The organism is Paraburkholderia sp. SIMBA_054, from assembly GCF_046534875.1.
GTDB classification, from domain to species: domain Bacteria; phylum Pseudomonadota; class Gammaproteobacteria; order Burkholderiales; family Burkholderiaceae; genus Paraburkholderia; species Paraburkholderia hospita.
On sequence record NZ_JAWRXV010000028.1, the window covers coordinates 123,120 to 138,792 of the forward strand.

Below are 15,673 nucleotides of genomic sequence, written 5' to 3' on the forward strand. Positions count from 1 at the left end.
TCACGCTTTTTCCTTAGAATGTGGGCTCTCCGCCCAGCCGCCCTGCCCTGCCTTCATGTCCGAATCGACCGAATCCGCATCGCCCGCCGCGAGCAACCGCACCGCGAACACCGCGCCTACTGCCCGCTCGTTGACGGTGATGCTGTGGATCGTCGCGACGGGCTTCTTCATGCAGACACTCGATTCGACGATCGTCAACACCGCGCTTCCCGCGATGGCGAAAAGCCTCGGCGAATTGCCGTTGCGCATGCAATCAGTCGTGATCGCGTACTCGCTGACGATGGCCGTGATGATTCCCGTGTCCGGCTGGCTCGCCGACAAGCTCGGCACGCGGCGCGTGTTCATGAGCGCGATCCTCGTCTTCACGATCGGCTCGCTGCTGTGCGCGAATGCGCAGACGCTCACGCAACTGGTGCTCTATCGCGTGCTGCAAGGCGTGGGCGGCGCGATGCTACTGCCCGTCGGCCGCCTTGCCGTGCTGCGCGTGTTTCCCGCCGAACGCTATTTGCCCGCGCTGTCGTTTGTTGCCATTCCGGGGCTGATCGGTCCGCTGATCGGCCCGACGCTTGGCGGCTGGCTCGTCAAGATCGCATCGTGGCACTGGATCTTTCTGATCAACGTGCCTGTTGGCATCGCCGGCGTGATCGCGACGTTCATCTTCATGCCCGACAGCCGCAACCCCGATACCGCGAAGTTCGACATGAAAGGCTATGTGCTGCTGATCGTCGGCATGGTGTCGATCTCGATGGCGCTCGACGGACAAACCGAATTCTCAATCCAGCACGCGACCATGCTGATGCTGCTGATCCTTTCGCTAGGCTGTTTCGTTGCCTACGGATTGCATGCGACGCGCGCGGCCAACCCGATCTTCTCGCTCGATCTGTTCAAGATCCACACGTTCAGCGTCGGCCTGCTCGGCAACCTGTTCGCGCGGATCGGCAGCGGCGCGATGCCGTATCTGATTCCGCTGCTGCTACAGGTGAGCCTCGGCTACAGCGCGTTCGAAGCCGGCCTGATGATGCTGCCCGTCGCCGCGGCGGGCATGTCGTCGAAGCGCCTCGTCACGCGGCTCATCATGAAGTACGGCTACCGGCGCGTGCTCGTGTCGAACACGGTGCTGGTCGGCCTCGCGATGGCGAGCTTCTCGTTGACGAGCGAGCATCAGCCGCTGTGGCTGCGCCTCGTGCAGCTCGCGTTGTTCGGCGGCGTCAACTCGATGCAGTTCACCGCGATGAACACGCTGACGCTGAAAGACCTCGGCACGGGCGGCGCGAGCAGCGGCAACAGCCTGTTCTCGCTCGTGCAGATGCTCGCGATGAGCCTCGGCGTCACCGTCGCGGGCGCGTTGCTGACGACATTCACGGGCCTCATCCCGCGCGTCACGGCGGCCAACTCGCTGCCTGCCTTTCACGCGACTTTCCTGTGTGTCGGCCTGATCACGGCGGCGACGTCGTGGATTTTCGCGCAGTTGTCGGCCGATATCCGGCAGCCCGTGAGGCGCGCCGATCCGCAGGAACGCACGTGACGCACGTGAAATTCAGCGCTCGCCGTGCGACATGGGCGGAACCTTAACGGGGCGCGCGCCGCACCATCGATGTGCGCTTCGCTCACTGCGCGCATGACAGCATCGGCTGTCCCGGCGCAAAATCGATGCAACAGCGGAGGAAACGGCGCAAAACACAGCCCAATCCGCGTGACACAGGGCTAAAGCCGTAGCGCATCGTCATGCGCATGTTTCTTGCTGCCCTATCCTGTAAACTTGAATCTTTCGCGCGTTTTCGCGCGGCCCGCCTCACATCTCAACCGATGACCGACACGATGAGCATGATCGAACTCGATCCTCCCGGCTTCCAGCCTCCGCGCCCCGTAGCAGGCGACGAGGGCTCCCGCCGCACCGTCCGGTATGGCGGCTACACGGTTTTCAGCGTATTTCAGCCGGTTTTCTCGGTTTCGCACCGTCGCGCGATCGGCTATCACGCGTCGCTGCGCGCGCACGACGAGAACGAAAGGCAGGTGCCGTCGGCCGAAGTCTTCACCCAGGCCGCGCGGCGCGGCGACCTGCTGGAGCTCGGGAGGCTCGCCGAATCGCTGCATCTGGGCAACTTCAACGCGTTCGACAGTCACGACGAATGGCTCTTTCTGAGCCTTCATCCCGCCGCGCTGATGGACACGAGCTACGGCGACGCGCTGCTCGCGGGCCTCAAGTCGCTCGGTCTGCCGCCGCAGCGCGTGGTGCTCGAAGTGTCCGAGCAGGCGGGCGGGGAGACGACGCGCTTCGCCGAGATCATCGACGCGCTGCGCAAGTCCGGCTTCCTGATCGCGCTCGACGGCTTCGGCGCGAAGCATTCGAATATCGACCGCGTGTGGAACCTGCGGCCCGACATCGTCACGCTCGACCGCTGCATCCTCGCGCAGGCCAGCGAGCATTCGCATATCGAGCGCGTGCTGCCCGGCATCGTGTCGATGCTGCATGAATCGGGGCAACTGGTGCTAATGGGCGGCCTCACGACCGAGCGCGACGCGCTGATCGCGCTCGAATGCAATGTCGATTTCGTGCAGGGCACCTTCTTCGCCGCGCCGAGCGTCGAGCCCGTCGCGCGTCAGGCGACCGTGAGCCTGATGGACAGGCTGTCGGCGGCACTGCGCGAACGCGTGGCCGCACGTGAGCGCGCGCAAGCCGAGCGGCTCGCGCCGTTCGTGACGGCGCTGGAAGCCGCGAGCGCGCAGCTCGTCGAAGGCAAGCCGATGGCCGAGGCGACCGCGCCGCTGCTGGAACTGCGCGAAACGGCGCGCTGCTTCCTGCTCGACGGCTCGGGCCGTCAGATCGGCGACAACGTGCTGCCGCAAGGCCGCGCGTCGCAGCGCGCGAAACGCTTCCGGCCGCTGTTGCATTCGGAAGGCGCTAGCTGGGAACGTCGTCCGTATTTCATCCAGGCCGTGCGCGCGCCCGGCCAGGTGCATCTGACGCCGCCCTATCTGTCGATCAACGAGGCGCACCTGTGCGTGACGGCGTCGATCGCGGCGGAAACCGCGCGCGGCATGCAGGTGCTATGCGTCGATATCAACTGGGAAGTGGCCGCGCATCGTAATTGACGCGGCCTGACGGCTGACGGGCCGCAGCAGTTGCAGGACCGCCGCGCGCCCGAACACGCGCGTCGCGCTCGCCAGCCGCAGTGCGCCCGTCACGATGCGCAACGCGACGATGCGTTCGTCCTCGCCGATCGAAATGTCGAGCAGCGCGTCGATTTCGCCGTCGCGCATCAACGCCACGGCGCGCATGCCGTTCATCGTCACCGTCTCCATCTGGTCGCCACGACCGTGCATCGACAGCGTGGTCGCCGCCTGTTCGGCCGTCGCGACGGCATCGTCCGTTTCGGGCGCGTCGCTCATTACGCTCGGCACCTCGCAGAAGAGCCGCACAAGGCCCGCGCGATCCTGCGCTTCCATCGCCGCCCGCAAGCGCTCGACAATGCGCGCATGCGCGGCCGGGTCCGCCCGCTTCGCCGGCACGCCTTCGCGCTGCAAACGCGCCCTCGCGCGATGCACCATCTGCCGGCAATTCGCGGGCGTCTTCGCAAGAATCTTCGCGATCTCCGCGTAATCGCAATCGAATGCCTCATGCAGCACGAATGCCGCGCGTTCCTCGGGCTTCAGCCGTTCGAGCAGCAGCATCACGCCATACGACATCTGCACGGCCTGCAACGCGAGGTCTTCCGCCGATGGCGCGAGGTTCTCGACCCACGGGTCCGGCATCCAGCCGCCTGAACGCGTCGTACGCTCGATCTGCAGATGACGCAGCCGGTCGATCGCGAGGTGTGTCGTGATCGTCGTGAGCCATGCGGCCGACGAACGCAGTTCGCTCGCGTCGGCGGCATGCCATTTGAGCCACGCGTCCTGCACGATGTCTTCCGCTTCCGCGCGGCTGCCGAGCATCCGGTACGCGAGCGCAAAGAGCCTCGCGCGCACCGCCTCGAAATCCGCCGACTTCTCTCCGTTCATTTCCATGCGAGCCGCTCCTGTGGCGTTGTCTCCGGGTTGACGGGCCAGCCGCACGCGATGTGACACGTCCACGCAAAAATTCTTTTGTCACACCGTGCCGCGCGTTCGCGTCATGCGACTGAAACCCGCCTCGTGCGGGCCTTTTCACGGGTCTTTTCAGTCCACCAGCGAGGAACGCATGCATCGACACTTCACTTCACCCGCCGCGTCGGGCTTCAATTTCGTGCCGACCGTCATCGAGCAATCGGGCCGCGGCGAACGCGCCTACGACATCTATTCGCGCCTGCTGCGCGAGCGGATCGTGTTTCTGGTCGGCCCCGTCAACGACCAGTCGGCGAGCCTGATCGTCGCGCAGTTGCTGTTTCTCGAATCGGAGAATCCTGACAAGGATATTTCTTTTTACATTAACTCGCCGGGCGGCTCGGTCTACGACGGCCTCGCGATCTTCGACACGATGCAGTTCATCAAGCCCGACGTATCGACGCTCTGCACAGGCTTCGCGGCCAGCATGGGCACGTTCCTGCTCGCAGCGGGCGCGCCCGGCAAGCGTTTTGCGTTACCGAACGCGCGCATCATGATCCATCAGCCCTCGGGCGGCGGACAGGGCACCGCGTCGGACGTCGAGATCCAGGCGAAGGAAGTGCTGTATCTGCGCGAGCGCCTGAACACCGTGCTCGCGGAAAGAACGGGGCAGAGCATCGCGCAGATCGAGAAGGACACGGATCGTGACAATTTCATGTCAGCGGATGCGGCGAGAGCCTATGGCCTCGTCGATGACGTGCTGACAACGCGCGTGCCTGCTGTTGCCGAAGCGGCGCACAGCGCGATGTAGCGCTTTTCTTCTCGCGCTCAATGCAGGCGCGCGGCGAGATACGACGAAACGACCAGCCTGTACTCGTCGACCAGCGCCTTGCGATCTTTCGGTTTCGCCGCTGCGTACAGCGGATTCAGGCTTTTCACGACCTGCAACACGACCTCGGCGACGCGAAACGCGTCGTCGTCCGATAACGCCGGGCTGTAGCGCTGAAACAGCTCAGCGAACCGGCCGCGCAAGCGGTTGCGCGCGGCCGCGTCGCGCCGGAAGTTCAGCGTCACCGACAGCAGCGGCAGATACGCAGGCCGCGCCGCGATGAAGTCGATCATCAGCGCGAAGAGGCGCTCGACCAGCTCATCGACGCTCCATTCATGCGCCGCTTCGCCCAGCGCGCTCCATTGCGCGTCCATTTCGTCGCCATAGCGCGTACGCAGCGCGAAAACAAGCGCATCCTTGTTCGGAAAGTATTGATAGACAGCACCAATCGACGCGCCCGCGCGTTCGGCGATCGCCGTCATCGTCGCGGCGTCGAAACCGCGCTCCGCGATCACGTTGCCTGCGGCGTCGAGCAGCGCATCGACACGCTTTGCCGCGCGCTCCTGCTGGGGAATACGCCGCACTTTCGGATTATCTGAGGACAGACTCATGTTTATCGCTTATCATGACATGAGGACATCCTCACATATAGGTGACATATGGCGCAAGCGCTTTCCATCGATCCGCGCAGCACGGCCATCGTGCTGATCGATCTGCAGCACAGCAATGTCGGCCGGCAACTGGCGCCGCATTCCGCCGCCGACGTCGTCGCGCGTTCCGTGCGCGCCGCCGATGCACTGCGCGCGGCGGGCGGCACGGTCGTGTTCGTACGCGTCGATGTCGCGCAACTGCTGTCGTTGCCCGCCGATGCGCCGCTGCGTCCGCGCGATGCGCCCGCTCCGCCGCCGCAGGCATCGGACCTCGCGCCCGAGTGCAATGTGCAGGCCGGTGATCTCGTGGTGACGAAACGCCAGTGGGGCGCGTTCTACGGCACCGATCTGGAACAGCAATTGCGACGCCGTCACATCAACACCATCGTGCTGACGGGCATCGCGACGAACTTCGGCGTCGAGTCGACGGCGCGCGCGGCGTTCGACCAGGGCTACGAGCTGATCTTCATCGAAGACGCGATGTCGGGCCTGTCTGGCGAAACGCATGCCTTTCCCATCGAGCATATCTTTCCGCGCATGGGCTTCGTGCGCTCGACAGAGGAATTCATCAGCGCCGTTGCCGAAACAGGGACGTTCGGCGGCGCCTGAGTGCGTTGCAGGCCGATCGTCATGCAAAACCTCGATCGATACCGCGTTGTGTGAGACGATCGAGCCTGCACTTCATTGGAGAAGCATATGGCGTCATCCCAGGATACCGTCAGCATGGCGCTGTTCTGTGATTTCGAAAATGTCGCGCTCGGCGTGCGCGACGCGAAATACGAAAAATTCGACATCAAGCTGGTGCTCGAACGGCTGCTGCTCAAAGGCAGCATCGTCGTGAAGAAGGCGTACTGCGACTGGGACCGCTACAAGGGCTTCAAGGCCGCGATGCACGAAGCGAACTTCGAGCTGATCGAAATTCCGCACGTACGGCAATCGGGCAAGAATTCCGCAGACATTCGCCTCGTCGTCGATGCACTCGACCTCTGCTATACGAAGTCGCACGTCAATACGTTTGTCATCATCAGCGGCGATTCGGATTTCTCGCCGCTCGTGTCGAAGCTGCGTGAAAACGCGAAGCAGGTGATCGGCGTCGGCGTGCAGCGCTCGACGTCGGATCTGCTGACGGCCAACTGCGACGAATTCATTTTCTACGACGATCTCGTGCGCGAGAACCAGCGCGCAGCTGCGAAACGCGACGGCGCCAAGGCCGCGCAGCAGGCGGCGCAACAGGCCACGAAGCGCGCATCCGACGGTGAAAAACGCAAGGAAGACCTGGAAACGCGCAAGACGAAAGCGGTCGAACTTGCTGTGCAGACCTTCGATGCGCTCGCGTCGGAGCGCGGCGATAGCGGCAAGATCTGGGCGTCGGTGCTGAAAAACGCGATCAAGCGCCGCAAGCCCGATTTCAACGAGACGTACTACGGTTTCCGCGCATTCGGCAATCTGCTCGAAGAAGCGCAGTCGCGCGGGTTGCTCGAAGTGGGCCGTGACGAGAAGTCGGGCACGTTCGTGTATCGCAGCGGGTCGTCTGGTGTCGCTGCGTCGGCCGAAGTCGCAAGCCCGCGCGAGACAGGCGACGAATGGGCGGCCATGCCTGCTGCCGCCGAGATCGTCGATCTGGAGGAAGCGACTGTCACGGCTGACGTCGAAGACGATGTGCCCGCTGATCAGGCGCTCGAGGATGCGCCGCCGGCCGTATCGACCGGTCATGCGGACAACGGCAAGGGCGAGACGCGCCGCAAGGGACGCGGCACGCGCAAGCCCGCTGCAAAGAGAGCGAAGAAGAAGACAGAACGCGTCGAAGCGGCCGAAGGCGAAACGGATTCGTCGCTGGCTGCGGATACGCGGCATGTGCCGGAACAGGCCGCTGTATCTGAGGCTCACGCGCCTGTGCACGAAGCGGAACATCCCGCAACGGAAGCACCCGCTGCGAAGAAGAAACCCTCGCGCAAATCGACGACGCGCAGCCGCCGTCCGCGCAAGACCGAGTCGGCCAACGACGCGGAGTAAGTGAGGCTTTAGGTGAAAACGCCGCTCGTTCGAGCGGCGTTTTGCTTTCCGGACCACACAGCGTGCTTCACAAGTTCGGATAGTTCGGACCGCCGCCGCCTTCAGGCGTCACCCACGCGATGTTCTGCGTCGGGTCCTTGATGTCGCAGGTCTTGCAGTGCAAACAGTTTTGCGCGTTGATCTGCAGACGGTCTTCGCCGTCTTCGGTTTTGATGAACTCGTACACGCCCGCCGGGCAGAAGCGCGCTTCAGGGCCAGCGTAAGTTTGCAGATTCAGCGTGACGGGGATGCTCGCGTCCTTGAGCGTCAGATGCGCCGGCTGATTCTCTTCGTGGTTCGTGTTCGAGATGAACACCGAAGAGAGGCGGTCGAACGTGAGCTTGCCATCCGGCTTCGGATACTCGATCGGCTTGCATTGCGATGCCGGCATCAGCATCTCGTGATCCCAGCGCTGGTGATGCAGCGTCCACGGCACGTTGCCGCCCAGCAGCTTCTGTTCGATGCCGACCATCAACGCGCCGAGATACAGACCCTTGCTCATCCACTGCTTGAAGTTGCGTGCTTTGTTCAACTCCGTATGCAGCCATGAAGCTCTGAACGACTCCGGATAAGCCGTCAGTTCGTCGTTGTGGCGGCCTGCCTGCACGGCGTCGAATGCGGCGTCGGCGGCGAGCATGCCTGTCTTGATTGCCGCGTGCGAACCCTTGATCCGCGACGCGTTGAGGAAGCCTGCGTCGTCGCCAACCAGTGCGCCGCCCGGGAAAGCGAGCTTCGGCAGTGACAGCAGACCGCCTGCCGTGATCGCACGCGCGCCATACGACACACGCTTGCCGCCTTCAAGGAATGCACGAATCGACGGGTGCGTCTTGTAGCGTTGGAACTCCTCAAACGGCGACAGATACGGATTCGAATAACCGAGGCCGACGACAAAGCCCACCATCACCTGGTTATTGTCGATGTGATATAGGAACGAGCCGCCGTAAGTCCGCGTATCGAGCGGCCAGCCGGCCGTGTGGATCACGAGGCCGGGCTTGTGCTTCGCCGGATCGATTTCCCACAGTTCCTTGATGCCGATGCCGTAGACCTGCGGATCCGCACCGTCGCGCAGCTTGAAGTTGTCGGAAAGCTGACGTCCGAGATGCCCGCGTGCGCCTTCGCAGAACAGCGTGTACTTCGCGTGCAGTTCCATACCGGGCTGGAAGTTTTCGGTCGGCTCGCCGTCCTTGCCGATGCCCAGATTGCCCGTCGCGACGCCTTTAACCGAGCCATCTTTGTTGTAAAGCACTTCAGCGGCCGGAAAGCCCGGAAAAATCTCCACGCCCAGCGCTTCGGCCTGCTGCCCGAGCCAGCGGCACAACGGGCGCGCCATCGGCAGGTCCGATGCCGGACAACACGCCGGACAGCGCGATGTAGTTCAGATCGTGGCCGGCGCGCGCCGCAAGCGGGCCCGTTTGACCCCAGCCCGTCATGCGTCCGTAGACGAGCTTCGGATTGCGCGCGAAGGCCTCGCCGGGGCTGAGTCCGAGACGCTCCATCGTGCCGGGCCGATAGCCTTCGATTACGACATCCGCGCGCGCCATCAGATCGAGCGCCGCTGCCGCCGATGCCGGCTGCTTCAGATCGAGCGTGACCGAACGCCGTCCGCGACCCGTGATGTCGATGCGCTTGCCGTTGGTTTTCGGCCCGAGATCGTCGGGCGCAGCCGGCCGGTCGATGCGCAGCACGTCCGCGCCCATATCGGCGAGCAGCATCGCGCCGAAGGGCCCGGGACCGATCGCCTCGAATTCCAGCACTCTGATTCCGTTCAAAACGCCCATCGTCCACCTGTCTCCATGGAAATGCGGCCCCGCTGACGGGTGCCAGCCGGGCCTTGCTGTCGGTTGTGAGTGTCGGGGCGACAGAATGCCCCTTGATCGTAGTAAGCCCTGGCGGGCAGCGGACAGGACCACCCCGAACGGGTGGCGAAGGGAGTGGGCGTTTTGTTTCGACGGATACTGGTAAGTGTGAGCATTACCACAATTCATCTATTAATTCGGATGGCGAATTAATAGATGCCAAAAAGAAAAAGCCCTCACAAGTGAGGGCTTTTCCATTCAGTCTGCGCTTGCCGGTTTTTCAACCGCTTACCGGATCGAGCAAAGACTTACGCGAAGTTCTTTTCCGCGAAGTCCCAGTTCACGATGTTCCAGAATGCTTCGACGAACTTCGGACGCGCATTGCGGTAATCGATGTAGTACGCGTGTTCCCACACGTCGATCGTCAGGAGCGCCTTTGCGTCCGTGGTCAGCGGCGTGGCGGCGTTGCTGGTCGACACCAGATCCAGCGAACCGTCTGCCTTCTTCACGAGCCATGCCCAGCCCGAGCCGAACGTGCCGACTGCCGTCTTCGTGAATTCTTCCTTGAACTTGTCGAAGGAACCCCACTTCGCGTTGATCGCTTCGGCGACCTTGCCCTTCGGCGCGCCACCACCTTGCGGCGACAGGCTGTTCCAGAAGAACGTGTGATTCCAGATTTGCGCGGAGTTGTTGAAGATACCGCCCGACGACTTCTTGACGATCTCTTCCAGCGACAGGTTCTCGAACTCAGTGCCCTTGATCAGATTGTTCAGGTTGGTCACATAGGTCTGATGGTGCTTGCCGTAGTGAAACTCGAGCGTCTCTTCCGACATGTGCGGAGCGAGCGCGTTCTTCGCGAACGGCAGCGGCGGGAGCGTATGTTCCATGGTGCTATTCCTTTGTATCTGTTTATGGGGAGTCTGCGGATAACGCTGCGGGAGCACTCGATTGTAGGCGACTTGGAATAACCCCGCAAACGCAAGCCCTTTATGGCACGCATTGCGAAAACGCGCTGCGCGGGCAGCGTAATTAATGCTCGCGCGGCGGCTTTTCAGCTGTCATACGAAGGTCAAAACTACTGTGCCCAATGGCGCTTCAAAGCACGATTAAAAGCCATCCGTAAGACGCGGCTGAACATCCGACAGCGCGATATCCGCCGAGCCTTCAGCGAGGTGAACGGTCATGCGGCGGCCCGGCTTCAATGCCGATGGCGCTCGCACTGCGCGGCCGTTTTGCGCATCGAGCAATGCCGCGTAGCCACGTTCGAGCGTGCGTTGCGGGCTCAGTACTTCGAGCCGCGCGGCAAGCGTTTCCACGCGCGCAATGTGTCTTTCATGTTGACGCAATAATGCGCGCTCGAGCCGCTCGGCAAGGCCGTTCACTTGCGAACGATGCAGCGAGAGATCGGGACGCCAGCGCTGCCAGCGCATCTGCACGAGCGCGAAACGCCCGCGCGCGTCGCGCACGGGCCGCGCACCCGCCGACGCGAGCCGAACGCTCAGTTGCTGCAGATGCGTGTGTTGCCGCGCGAGCCTTTCGGCCGGCGACACGAGACGCCGCGCGAGCCAGTCGAGCTGCTGCGCGCGCCGCTCCATCATGCGACCGAAGCCGCGCGCGAGCGTCGCATGACGATGATCGAGGTCGCGCAGCAGCAGCACGCGTTGCGGGCTGACGAGTTCGGCGGCGCCCGTGGGTGTGGGAGCGCGGACATCGGCGGCGAAGTCGGCGATCGTGAAGTCGGTTTCGTGACCGACGCCGCTCACGACGGGCATCTTGCTCTCCGCAATCGCGCGGGCCAGCACTTCTTCGTTGAAAGCCCACAGGTCTTCGATCGAGCCGCCGCCGCGACACACGATCAGCACGTCCACTTCACCGCGCCGGCTCGCCGTCTCGACCATCGCGGCCAGCTTCGCGCTGACGCCCGCGCCCTGCACGGGCGCGGGATAGACGATCACGGGAATGTGTGGCGCGCGACGCGCCAAGGTTGTCAGTACGTCGCGCAATGCGGCCGCCTGCAACGACGTGACAATGCCGATCGCGCGCGGATGCGCAGGCAGCGCGCGCTTGCGCTCCGCTTCGAACAGGCCTTCTGATTCGAGTTGCGCCTTCAGCCGCAGGAACGCTTCGTACAAACGGCCTTGGCCCGTGCGGCGCACGGCCTCGACATTCAGTTGAAGCTCGCCACGCGGCTCGTACATCGTGACGAGCGCGCGCACTTCGATCTTGTCACCTTCGCGCGGCGTGAACTCCGCATATTGCGCGCGGCCGCGGAACATCACGCAGCGCATCTGCGCCTGCGCGTCCTTGATCGAGAAATACCAGTGCCCGCTCGCGGCACGCGTGAAGTTCGACACTTCGCCGGAGACCCAGACGAGCGGGAACGAGCGTTCGAGCATCGTGCCGATCGCGCGGTTGAGTACCGAGACGGGAACGACGGCATCGCCAGCCGCGCCAGCGGACGACGAGAAAGGACTTTCGGAATTCATGCGAGGAATGGGTTTAAACAGGCCGGACAGACGATAGACCGATCGGCCAGTCAGGTCCAGCGCGTTCTAAACGTCTTTAGCCGGATTGTTAAAAGTGTCCACATGTCGGGAGTACCGCGGAGAGCGGACTCAAAACGGCCCCAGAGCCCACTTAATACCATTTAAGCTATTGATTTCTATCACATTTTTAGTCGATAAAAGTTCCCCATTGCCGAGCCGATGCTTGCGCGACGGCCTTCCCGACAAATTGCAAGGCACGTTCTCCACAAAGTTATCCACAGGCTATGGATAAAGCATCGCTAGTGCGAGACCCGCATCTGGTGGCCTTTCCGACTTGCAGCTAACGCCGCCCGCGCGCTAGAGTGCCGGGTTCTGGCGGAATCTGTCGGACGCGAACGAGCGCGCTTGCGCGAATGGGCGCGAAGGGTTTTCGCCGCCCCTAACCGTCCTGTTGTCCTGTTGTCCTGTTGCTGTTCCGTCGTTGTCCGCGTTTCGTGGTTCTCGTGGTTCCCTTGGTCTTTCAACCGTCGGTGCAACCGACTGCCCGGAGATGCCTGCTGATGCTCGCCCTGTCCGTCCTGACTGACGCGCCGCGCAAGCCGGCCGCCTGCCGATGAGCGAACTCGCTTCCCGCCTCGAAGCGCGCATCGCGCGCGAGTGGCAGCAGCGCGGCCCGCTCGCGTGGGCGATGACGCCGCTCGCCTGCGTGTTCGGCGCGGTCGCGCTCGCGCGCCGCGCGGCGTTCAGGCTCGGGTGGCTGAAGTCGGTGCGCGTTCGCGTGCCCGTCGTGGTGGTCGGCAACGTGACGGTGGGTGGCACGGGCAAGACGCCGACGGTAATCGCGCTCGTGCAGGCGCTGCGCAGCGCGGGCTTCACGCCGGGCGTCGTGTCGCGCGGCTACGGCGTGAAGATCACGCTACCGACGCTCGTCACGCCGACTTCGAAGGCGTCACAAGCGGGCGACGAGCCGCTCCTGATCGCGCGCCGCACGGGTGCGCCCGTGTTCGTCTGCCCGGATCGCGTCGCCGCCGCCGAGGCGCTGTGCAAGGCGCACCGAAATGTCGACGTGATCGTCAGCGACGACGGCTTGCAGCACTACCGGCTGGAGCGCGACGCGGAGATCGTCGTGTTCGATCACCGGCTGGGCGGCAATGGCTTCCTGCTGCCCGCCGGCCCGTTGCGCGAGCCGCTGTCGCGCGAGCGCGACGCGACGCTGATCAACAATCCGTACGACCGCGCGCTGCCGCCCTGGCCGAACACGTTCTCGCTGGAACTCGCGCCCGGCGACGCATGGCATCTCGACAATCCGCGCCTGCGCCGCCCGCTTGCGCAGTTCGCCGGCGAGCGGGTGCTCGCGGCGGCGGGCATCGGCGCGCCCGAGCGTTTCTTCGCGACGCTGCGCGCAGCGGGCCTCTCGCCGCAGACGCGCGCACTACCCGATCATTACGCCTTCAGCACGAATCCGTTCGCCGACACGGACGCCGACGCGATCCTGATCACTGAAAAGGATGCGGTAAAATTGGGGTCCTGGCATGATGCGCGGCTCTGGGTCGTCCCCGTCGAAGCCACGCTCGATCATCGCCTCATTGCACTCGTTGTGGAGAAAGTCCGTGGACGCTCGCCTGCTTGAAATTCTCGTTTGCCCGATCTGCAAGGGCCCGCTCAGCTACGACCGCGCCGCGCAGGAGCTGATCTGCAACGCAGACAAGCTCGCCTATCCGATCCGCGACGGCATTCCCGTGATGCTCGTCGACGAAGCGCGGCAAACGGTCGAAGGCACGCCCGTCGATCTCAACCCCGGCTCCGTCGCCTGAGCGCCGCTGCGCGTGACGCGGTGCATCGAACCACTCGTTGCACGCCGCCACTGAACACCCACACCGCGCCGCCGATCAGGCGGCGCGTCTTTCTCGGCCCGCACAAGGCCTGATGTGACGCTTCCGATGAACGACACCCTGCACACTCCGCCCTTCATCGCCGTCGTTCCGGCGCGCCTCGCCTCGACCCGCCTGCCGAACAAGCCGCTGGCCGATATCGGCGGCAAGCCGATGGTCGTGCGCGTCGCGGAACGCGCGCTCGAGTCGGGCGCGCAGCAGGTGCTGGTCGCGACCGACGCGCAGTCCGTCTTCGACGTCGCGCGCGCGCATGGTATCGACGCGATGATGACGCGCGCCGATCATCCGTCGGGCACGGACCGTCTCGCGGAAGTGGCCTCGCACTACGGCTGGAGCGACGACACGATCGTCGTCAACGTGCAGGGCGACGAGCCGCTGATCGATCCGGCACTGGTGCGCGGCGTAGCGTCGCACCTCGCATCGACGGATGGCTGCGCGATCGCGACGGCCGCGCATCCGATCCACGAGCCCGCGGAGATATTCAATCCGAACGTCGTCAAGGTCGTGCTCGATGCGCGCGGCGTCGCGCTGTACTTCTCGCGCGCACCGATTCCATGGGCTCGCGACGCCTACCAGCCGCACTGGCCGAATGTCGCGCAGATGCCCACTCCGCCTGCACCCGCTGCCGTGTATCGGCACATCGGGCTGTATGCGTATCGCGCGAAGTTCCTCCGTACTTACCCGAACCTGTCTATCTCTCCGATCGAGCAGGCCGAAGCACTCGAACAGCTGCGTGCGATGTGGCACGGCGAGCGCATCGCGGTACTCGTCACGCATGACGCGCCGCTGCCGGGCGTCGACACGCCTGATGATCTGGCCCGTGTACAGGCGTTTTTCGGGTCGTCGGCGTAAAAAGCCATGGCATAATCGATCGTTCGCGCGATTCACCCGATGTCGATGCGCGTTGATCGATATCACCATTCGCCCGTTTTTTTATCCGCCTGTTTTGCCGTTTGCTTCGCAGCGCCGTGCATTGCGTGCAGCGCGAAGTCGGCAGCGAAAAGCTGCCCGGTCATCACAGCGGCAACAAAGAATCAAGAGCGTCGACCGCAGCATGCATGCAATGACTTGCGGCGCGCCACACAGAATTGACATAGATCTGGAGATATCACATGCGTTTGATCCTGTTGGGCGCACCTGGCGCGGGCAAGGGCACCCAGGCGAACTTCATCAAGGAAAAGTTCGGCATTCCGCAAATCTCGACGGGCGATATGCTGCGCGCCGCCGTCAAGGCAGGCACACCGCTCGGCATCGAAGCGAAGCGCTACATGGATGCGGGCGAACTCGTCACGGATGAACTCATCATCAATCTCGTGAAGGAACGTCTGCAAGACTGCGACTGCGAAAACGGTTACCTGTTCGACGGCTTCCCGCGCACCATTCCGCAAGCGGAAGCGATGAAGAACGCGGGCGTGGCCATCGACTACGTGCTGGAGATCGACGTGCCGTTCGACGAGATCATCACGCGTATGAGCGGCCGCCGCATGCACCCCGCGTCGGGCCGTACGTATCACGTGAAGTTCAATCCGCCGAAGGTCGAAGGCGTCGACGACGTGACGGGCGAGCCGCTGATCCAGCGCGACGACGACAAGGAAGAGACGGTGAAGAAGCGCCTCGACGTGTACGTCGCGCAGACCAAGCCGCTGATCGAGTACTACAACAGCTGGGCGCAGAAAGGCGATCCGTCGACACCGCTGACAGCGCCGCAATATCGCCGTATCTCGGGGCTTGGCAGCGTCGACGAAATCCGTGCTCGCGTGTTCGAAGCGCTGAAGTAAGCAGCGCGTATTTTTTGCGCTGGCATCCGCGGTTTGTCTCTGGTTTGCTAGCGTTGCCCCTGTGCGGGGCGGCACCTACTTTTCTTTGCCGCGGCGTAACTATTCAGCGCTTGTAAACTGCTACCAGGCTATGCATAGTGAGGGACATGACGAAGATGCCCGACATCAAG

The 15,673-nt window shown here is 63.6% G+C and carries 14 protein-coding genes and 2 pseudogenes; 9 read left to right on the forward strand and 7 right to left on the reverse strand.

Translation table 11 applies throughout. The annotated features are described in order from the left end of the window. Positions 1–171, reverse strand: coding sequence for a hypothetical protein (locus SB822_RS30410; protein WP_238554556.1), 171 nt, complete (start codon positions 169–171; stop codon positions 1–3). On the opposite strand from SB822_RS30410, the gene mdtD reads away from it, so the two are divergent. Next, a complete protein-coding gene (gene mdtD, locus SB822_RS30415; protein WP_236674106.1) occupies positions 140–1,525 on the forward strand; it encodes a multidrug transporter subunit MdtD in 1,386 nt (461 codons plus the stop codon). The two genes, SB822_RS30410 and mdtD, sit on opposite strands and share 32 nt — an antisense overlap. A 293-nt stretch (positions 1,526–1,818) precedes the next feature. Next, complete coding sequence (locus SB822_RS30420; RefSeq protein ID WP_090836114.1) at positions 1,819–3,093, forward strand: EAL domain-containing protein; 1,275 nt, start codon at positions 1,819–1,821, stop codon at positions 3,091–3,093. Here the strand turns inward: SB822_RS30420 and SB822_RS30425 are convergent. After that, positions 3,049–4,005 carry a sigma-70 family RNA polymerase sigma factor gene (locus tag SB822_RS30425; protein ID WP_090836072.1) on the reverse strand — a complete coding sequence of 319 codons (957 nt, stop codon included), beginning with the start codon at positions 4,003–4,005 and terminating at the stop codon, positions 3,049–3,051. The genes SB822_RS30420 and SB822_RS30425 overlap by 45 nt on opposite strands. Positions 4,006–4,177: 172 nt before the next feature. Here SB822_RS30425 and clpP point away from each other — a divergent pair, with 172 nt between their 5' ends. Further along, the gene (gene clpP, locus SB822_RS30430) at positions 4,178–4,831 is read left to right on the forward strand and encodes an ATP-dependent Clp endopeptidase proteolytic subunit ClpP (protein ID WP_007578780.1); all 654 of its coding nucleotides are present in this window, start codon (positions 4,178–4,180) and stop codon (positions 4,829–4,831) included. Between the two features lie 17 nt (positions 4,832–4,848). Here the strand turns inward: clpP and SB822_RS30435 are convergent, their stop codons facing one another. After that, complete coding sequence (locus SB822_RS30435) at positions 4,849–5,460, reverse strand: TetR/AcrR family transcriptional regulator (RefSeq protein WP_090836071.1); 612 nt, start codon at positions 5,458–5,460, stop codon at positions 4,849–4,851. 48 nt (positions 5,461–5,508) lie between these two features. On the opposite strand from SB822_RS30435, the gene SB822_RS30440 reads away from it, so the two are divergent. After that, a complete protein-coding gene (locus SB822_RS30440; RefSeq protein ID WP_007578784.1) occupies positions 5,509–6,108 on the forward strand; it encodes an isochorismatase family protein in 600 nt (199 codons plus the stop codon). A gap of 87 nt (positions 6,109–6,195) precedes the next feature. After that, entirely contained in the window at positions 6,196–7,512 is a 1,317-nt protein-coding gene (locus SB822_RS30445; RefSeq protein ID WP_007747857.1) for an NYN domain-containing protein, read from the forward strand. 67 nt (positions 7,513–7,579) lie between these two features. Here SB822_RS30445 and SB822_RS30450 read toward each other — a convergent pair. The 4 genes and pseudogenes from SB822_RS30450 to xseA form a co-directional block, all read right to left on the reverse strand. After that, positions 7,580–8,863: pseudogene (locus SB822_RS30450) on the reverse strand (electron transfer flavoprotein-ubiquinone oxidoreductase); the annotation flags it as partial. Beyond that, positions 8,859–9,329 (reverse strand): annotated as a pseudogene (locus tag SB822_RS30455) (CoA transferase); the annotation flags it as partial. The pseudogenes SB822_RS30455 and SB822_RS30450, both read right to left, overlap by 5 nt. 326 nt (positions 9,330–9,655) lie before the next feature. Next, positions 9,656–10,234 (reverse strand): superoxide dismutase, encoded by a 579-nt coding sequence (locus tag SB822_RS30460; protein ID WP_035986273.1) that lies wholly within the window; start codon positions 10,232–10,234, stop codon positions 9,656–9,658. A 219-nt stretch (positions 10,235–10,453) separates the two neighbouring features. After that, entirely contained in the window at positions 10,454–11,833 is a 1,380-nt protein-coding gene (gene xseA / locus SB822_RS30465) for an exodeoxyribonuclease VII large subunit (protein WP_090836070.1), read from the reverse strand. Positions 11,834–12,446: 613 nt separating this feature from the next. On the opposite strand from xseA, the gene lpxK reads away from it, so the two are divergent. The 4 genes from lpxK to adk all read left to right on the forward strand — a co-directional run bounded on the left by lpxK (position 12,447) and on the right by adk (position 15,503). Next, positions 12,447–13,463: a tetraacyldisaccharide 4'-kinase gene (gene lpxK / locus SB822_RS30470; RefSeq protein ID WP_090836069.1), complete on the forward strand. Its 1,017-nt coding sequence runs from the start codon at positions 12,447–12,449 to the stop codon at positions 13,461–13,463. Beyond that, positions 13,444–13,647 (forward strand): Trm112 family protein, encoded by a 204-nt coding sequence (locus tag SB822_RS30475; protein ID WP_007180583.1) that lies wholly within the window; start codon positions 13,444–13,446, stop codon positions 13,645–13,647. Before lpxK ends, SB822_RS30475 begins: the two co-directional genes overlap by 20 nt. A 126-nt stretch (positions 13,648–13,773) precedes the next feature. Next, positions 13,774–14,577 (forward strand): 3-deoxy-manno-octulosonate cytidylyltransferase, encoded by an 804-nt coding sequence (gene kdsB / locus SB822_RS30480; RefSeq protein WP_410856249.1) that lies wholly within the window; start codon positions 13,774–13,776, stop codon positions 14,575–14,577. Positions 14,578–14,837: 260 nt separating this feature from the next. Continuing rightward, entirely contained in the window at positions 14,838–15,503 is a 666-nt protein-coding gene (gene adk, locus SB822_RS30485; protein ID WP_007578844.1) for an adenylate kinase, read from the forward strand. Positions 15,504–15,673 lie beyond the last annotated feature (170 nt).

What these genes read in the sequence shown, in the direction of transcription:
- mdtD (WP_236674106.1), top strand. Translation starts at nt 140, where the DNA reads ATGCTGTGGATCGTCGCGACGGGCTTCTTCATGCAGACACTCGATTCG.
- SB822_RS30410 (WP_238554556.1), bottom strand. Translation starts at nt 171, where the DNA reads ATGAAGAAGCCCGTCGCGACGATCCACAGCATCACCGTCAACGAGCGG.
- SB822_RS30420 (WP_090836114.1), top strand. Translation starts at nt 1,819, where the DNA reads ATGAGCATGATCGAACTCGATCCTCCCGGCTTCCAGCCTCCGCGCCCC.
- SB822_RS30425 (WP_090836072.1), bottom strand. Translation starts at nt 4,005, where the DNA reads ATGGAAATGAACGGAGAGAAGTCGGCGGATTTCGAGGCGGTGCGCGCG.
- clpP (WP_007578780.1), top strand. Translation starts at nt 4,178, where the DNA reads ATGCATCGACACTTCACTTCACCCGCCGCGTCGGGCTTCAATTTCGTG.
- SB822_RS30435 (WP_090836071.1), bottom strand. Translation starts at nt 5,460, where the DNA reads ATGAGTCTGTCCTCAGATAATCCGAAAGTGCGGCGTATTCCCCAGCAG.
- SB822_RS30440 (WP_007578784.1), top strand. Translation starts at nt 5,509, where the DNA reads ATGGCGCAAGCGCTTTCCATCGATCCGCGCAGCACGGCCATCGTGCTG.
- SB822_RS30445 (WP_007747857.1), top strand. Translation starts at nt 6,196, where the DNA reads ATGGCGTCATCCCAGGATACCGTCAGCATGGCGCTGTTCTGTGATTTC.
- SB822_RS30460 (WP_035986273.1), bottom strand. Translation starts at nt 10,234, where the DNA reads ATGGAACATACGCTCCCGCCGCTGCCGTTCGCGAAGAACGCGCTCGCT.
- xseA (WP_090836070.1), bottom strand. Translation starts at nt 11,833, where the DNA reads ATGAATTCCGAAAGTCCTTTCTCGTCGTCCGCTGGCGCGGCTGGCGAT.
- lpxK (WP_090836069.1), top strand. Translation starts at nt 12,447, where the DNA reads ATGAGCGAACTCGCTTCCCGCCTCGAAGCGCGCATCGCGCGCGAGTGG.
- kdsB (WP_410856249.1), top strand. Translation starts at nt 13,774, where the DNA reads ATGAACGACACCCTGCACACTCCGCCCTTCATCGCCGTCGTTCCGGCG.
- adk (WP_007578844.1), top strand. Translation starts at nt 14,838, where the DNA reads ATGCGTTTGATCCTGTTGGGCGCACCTGGCGCGGGCAAGGGCACCCAG.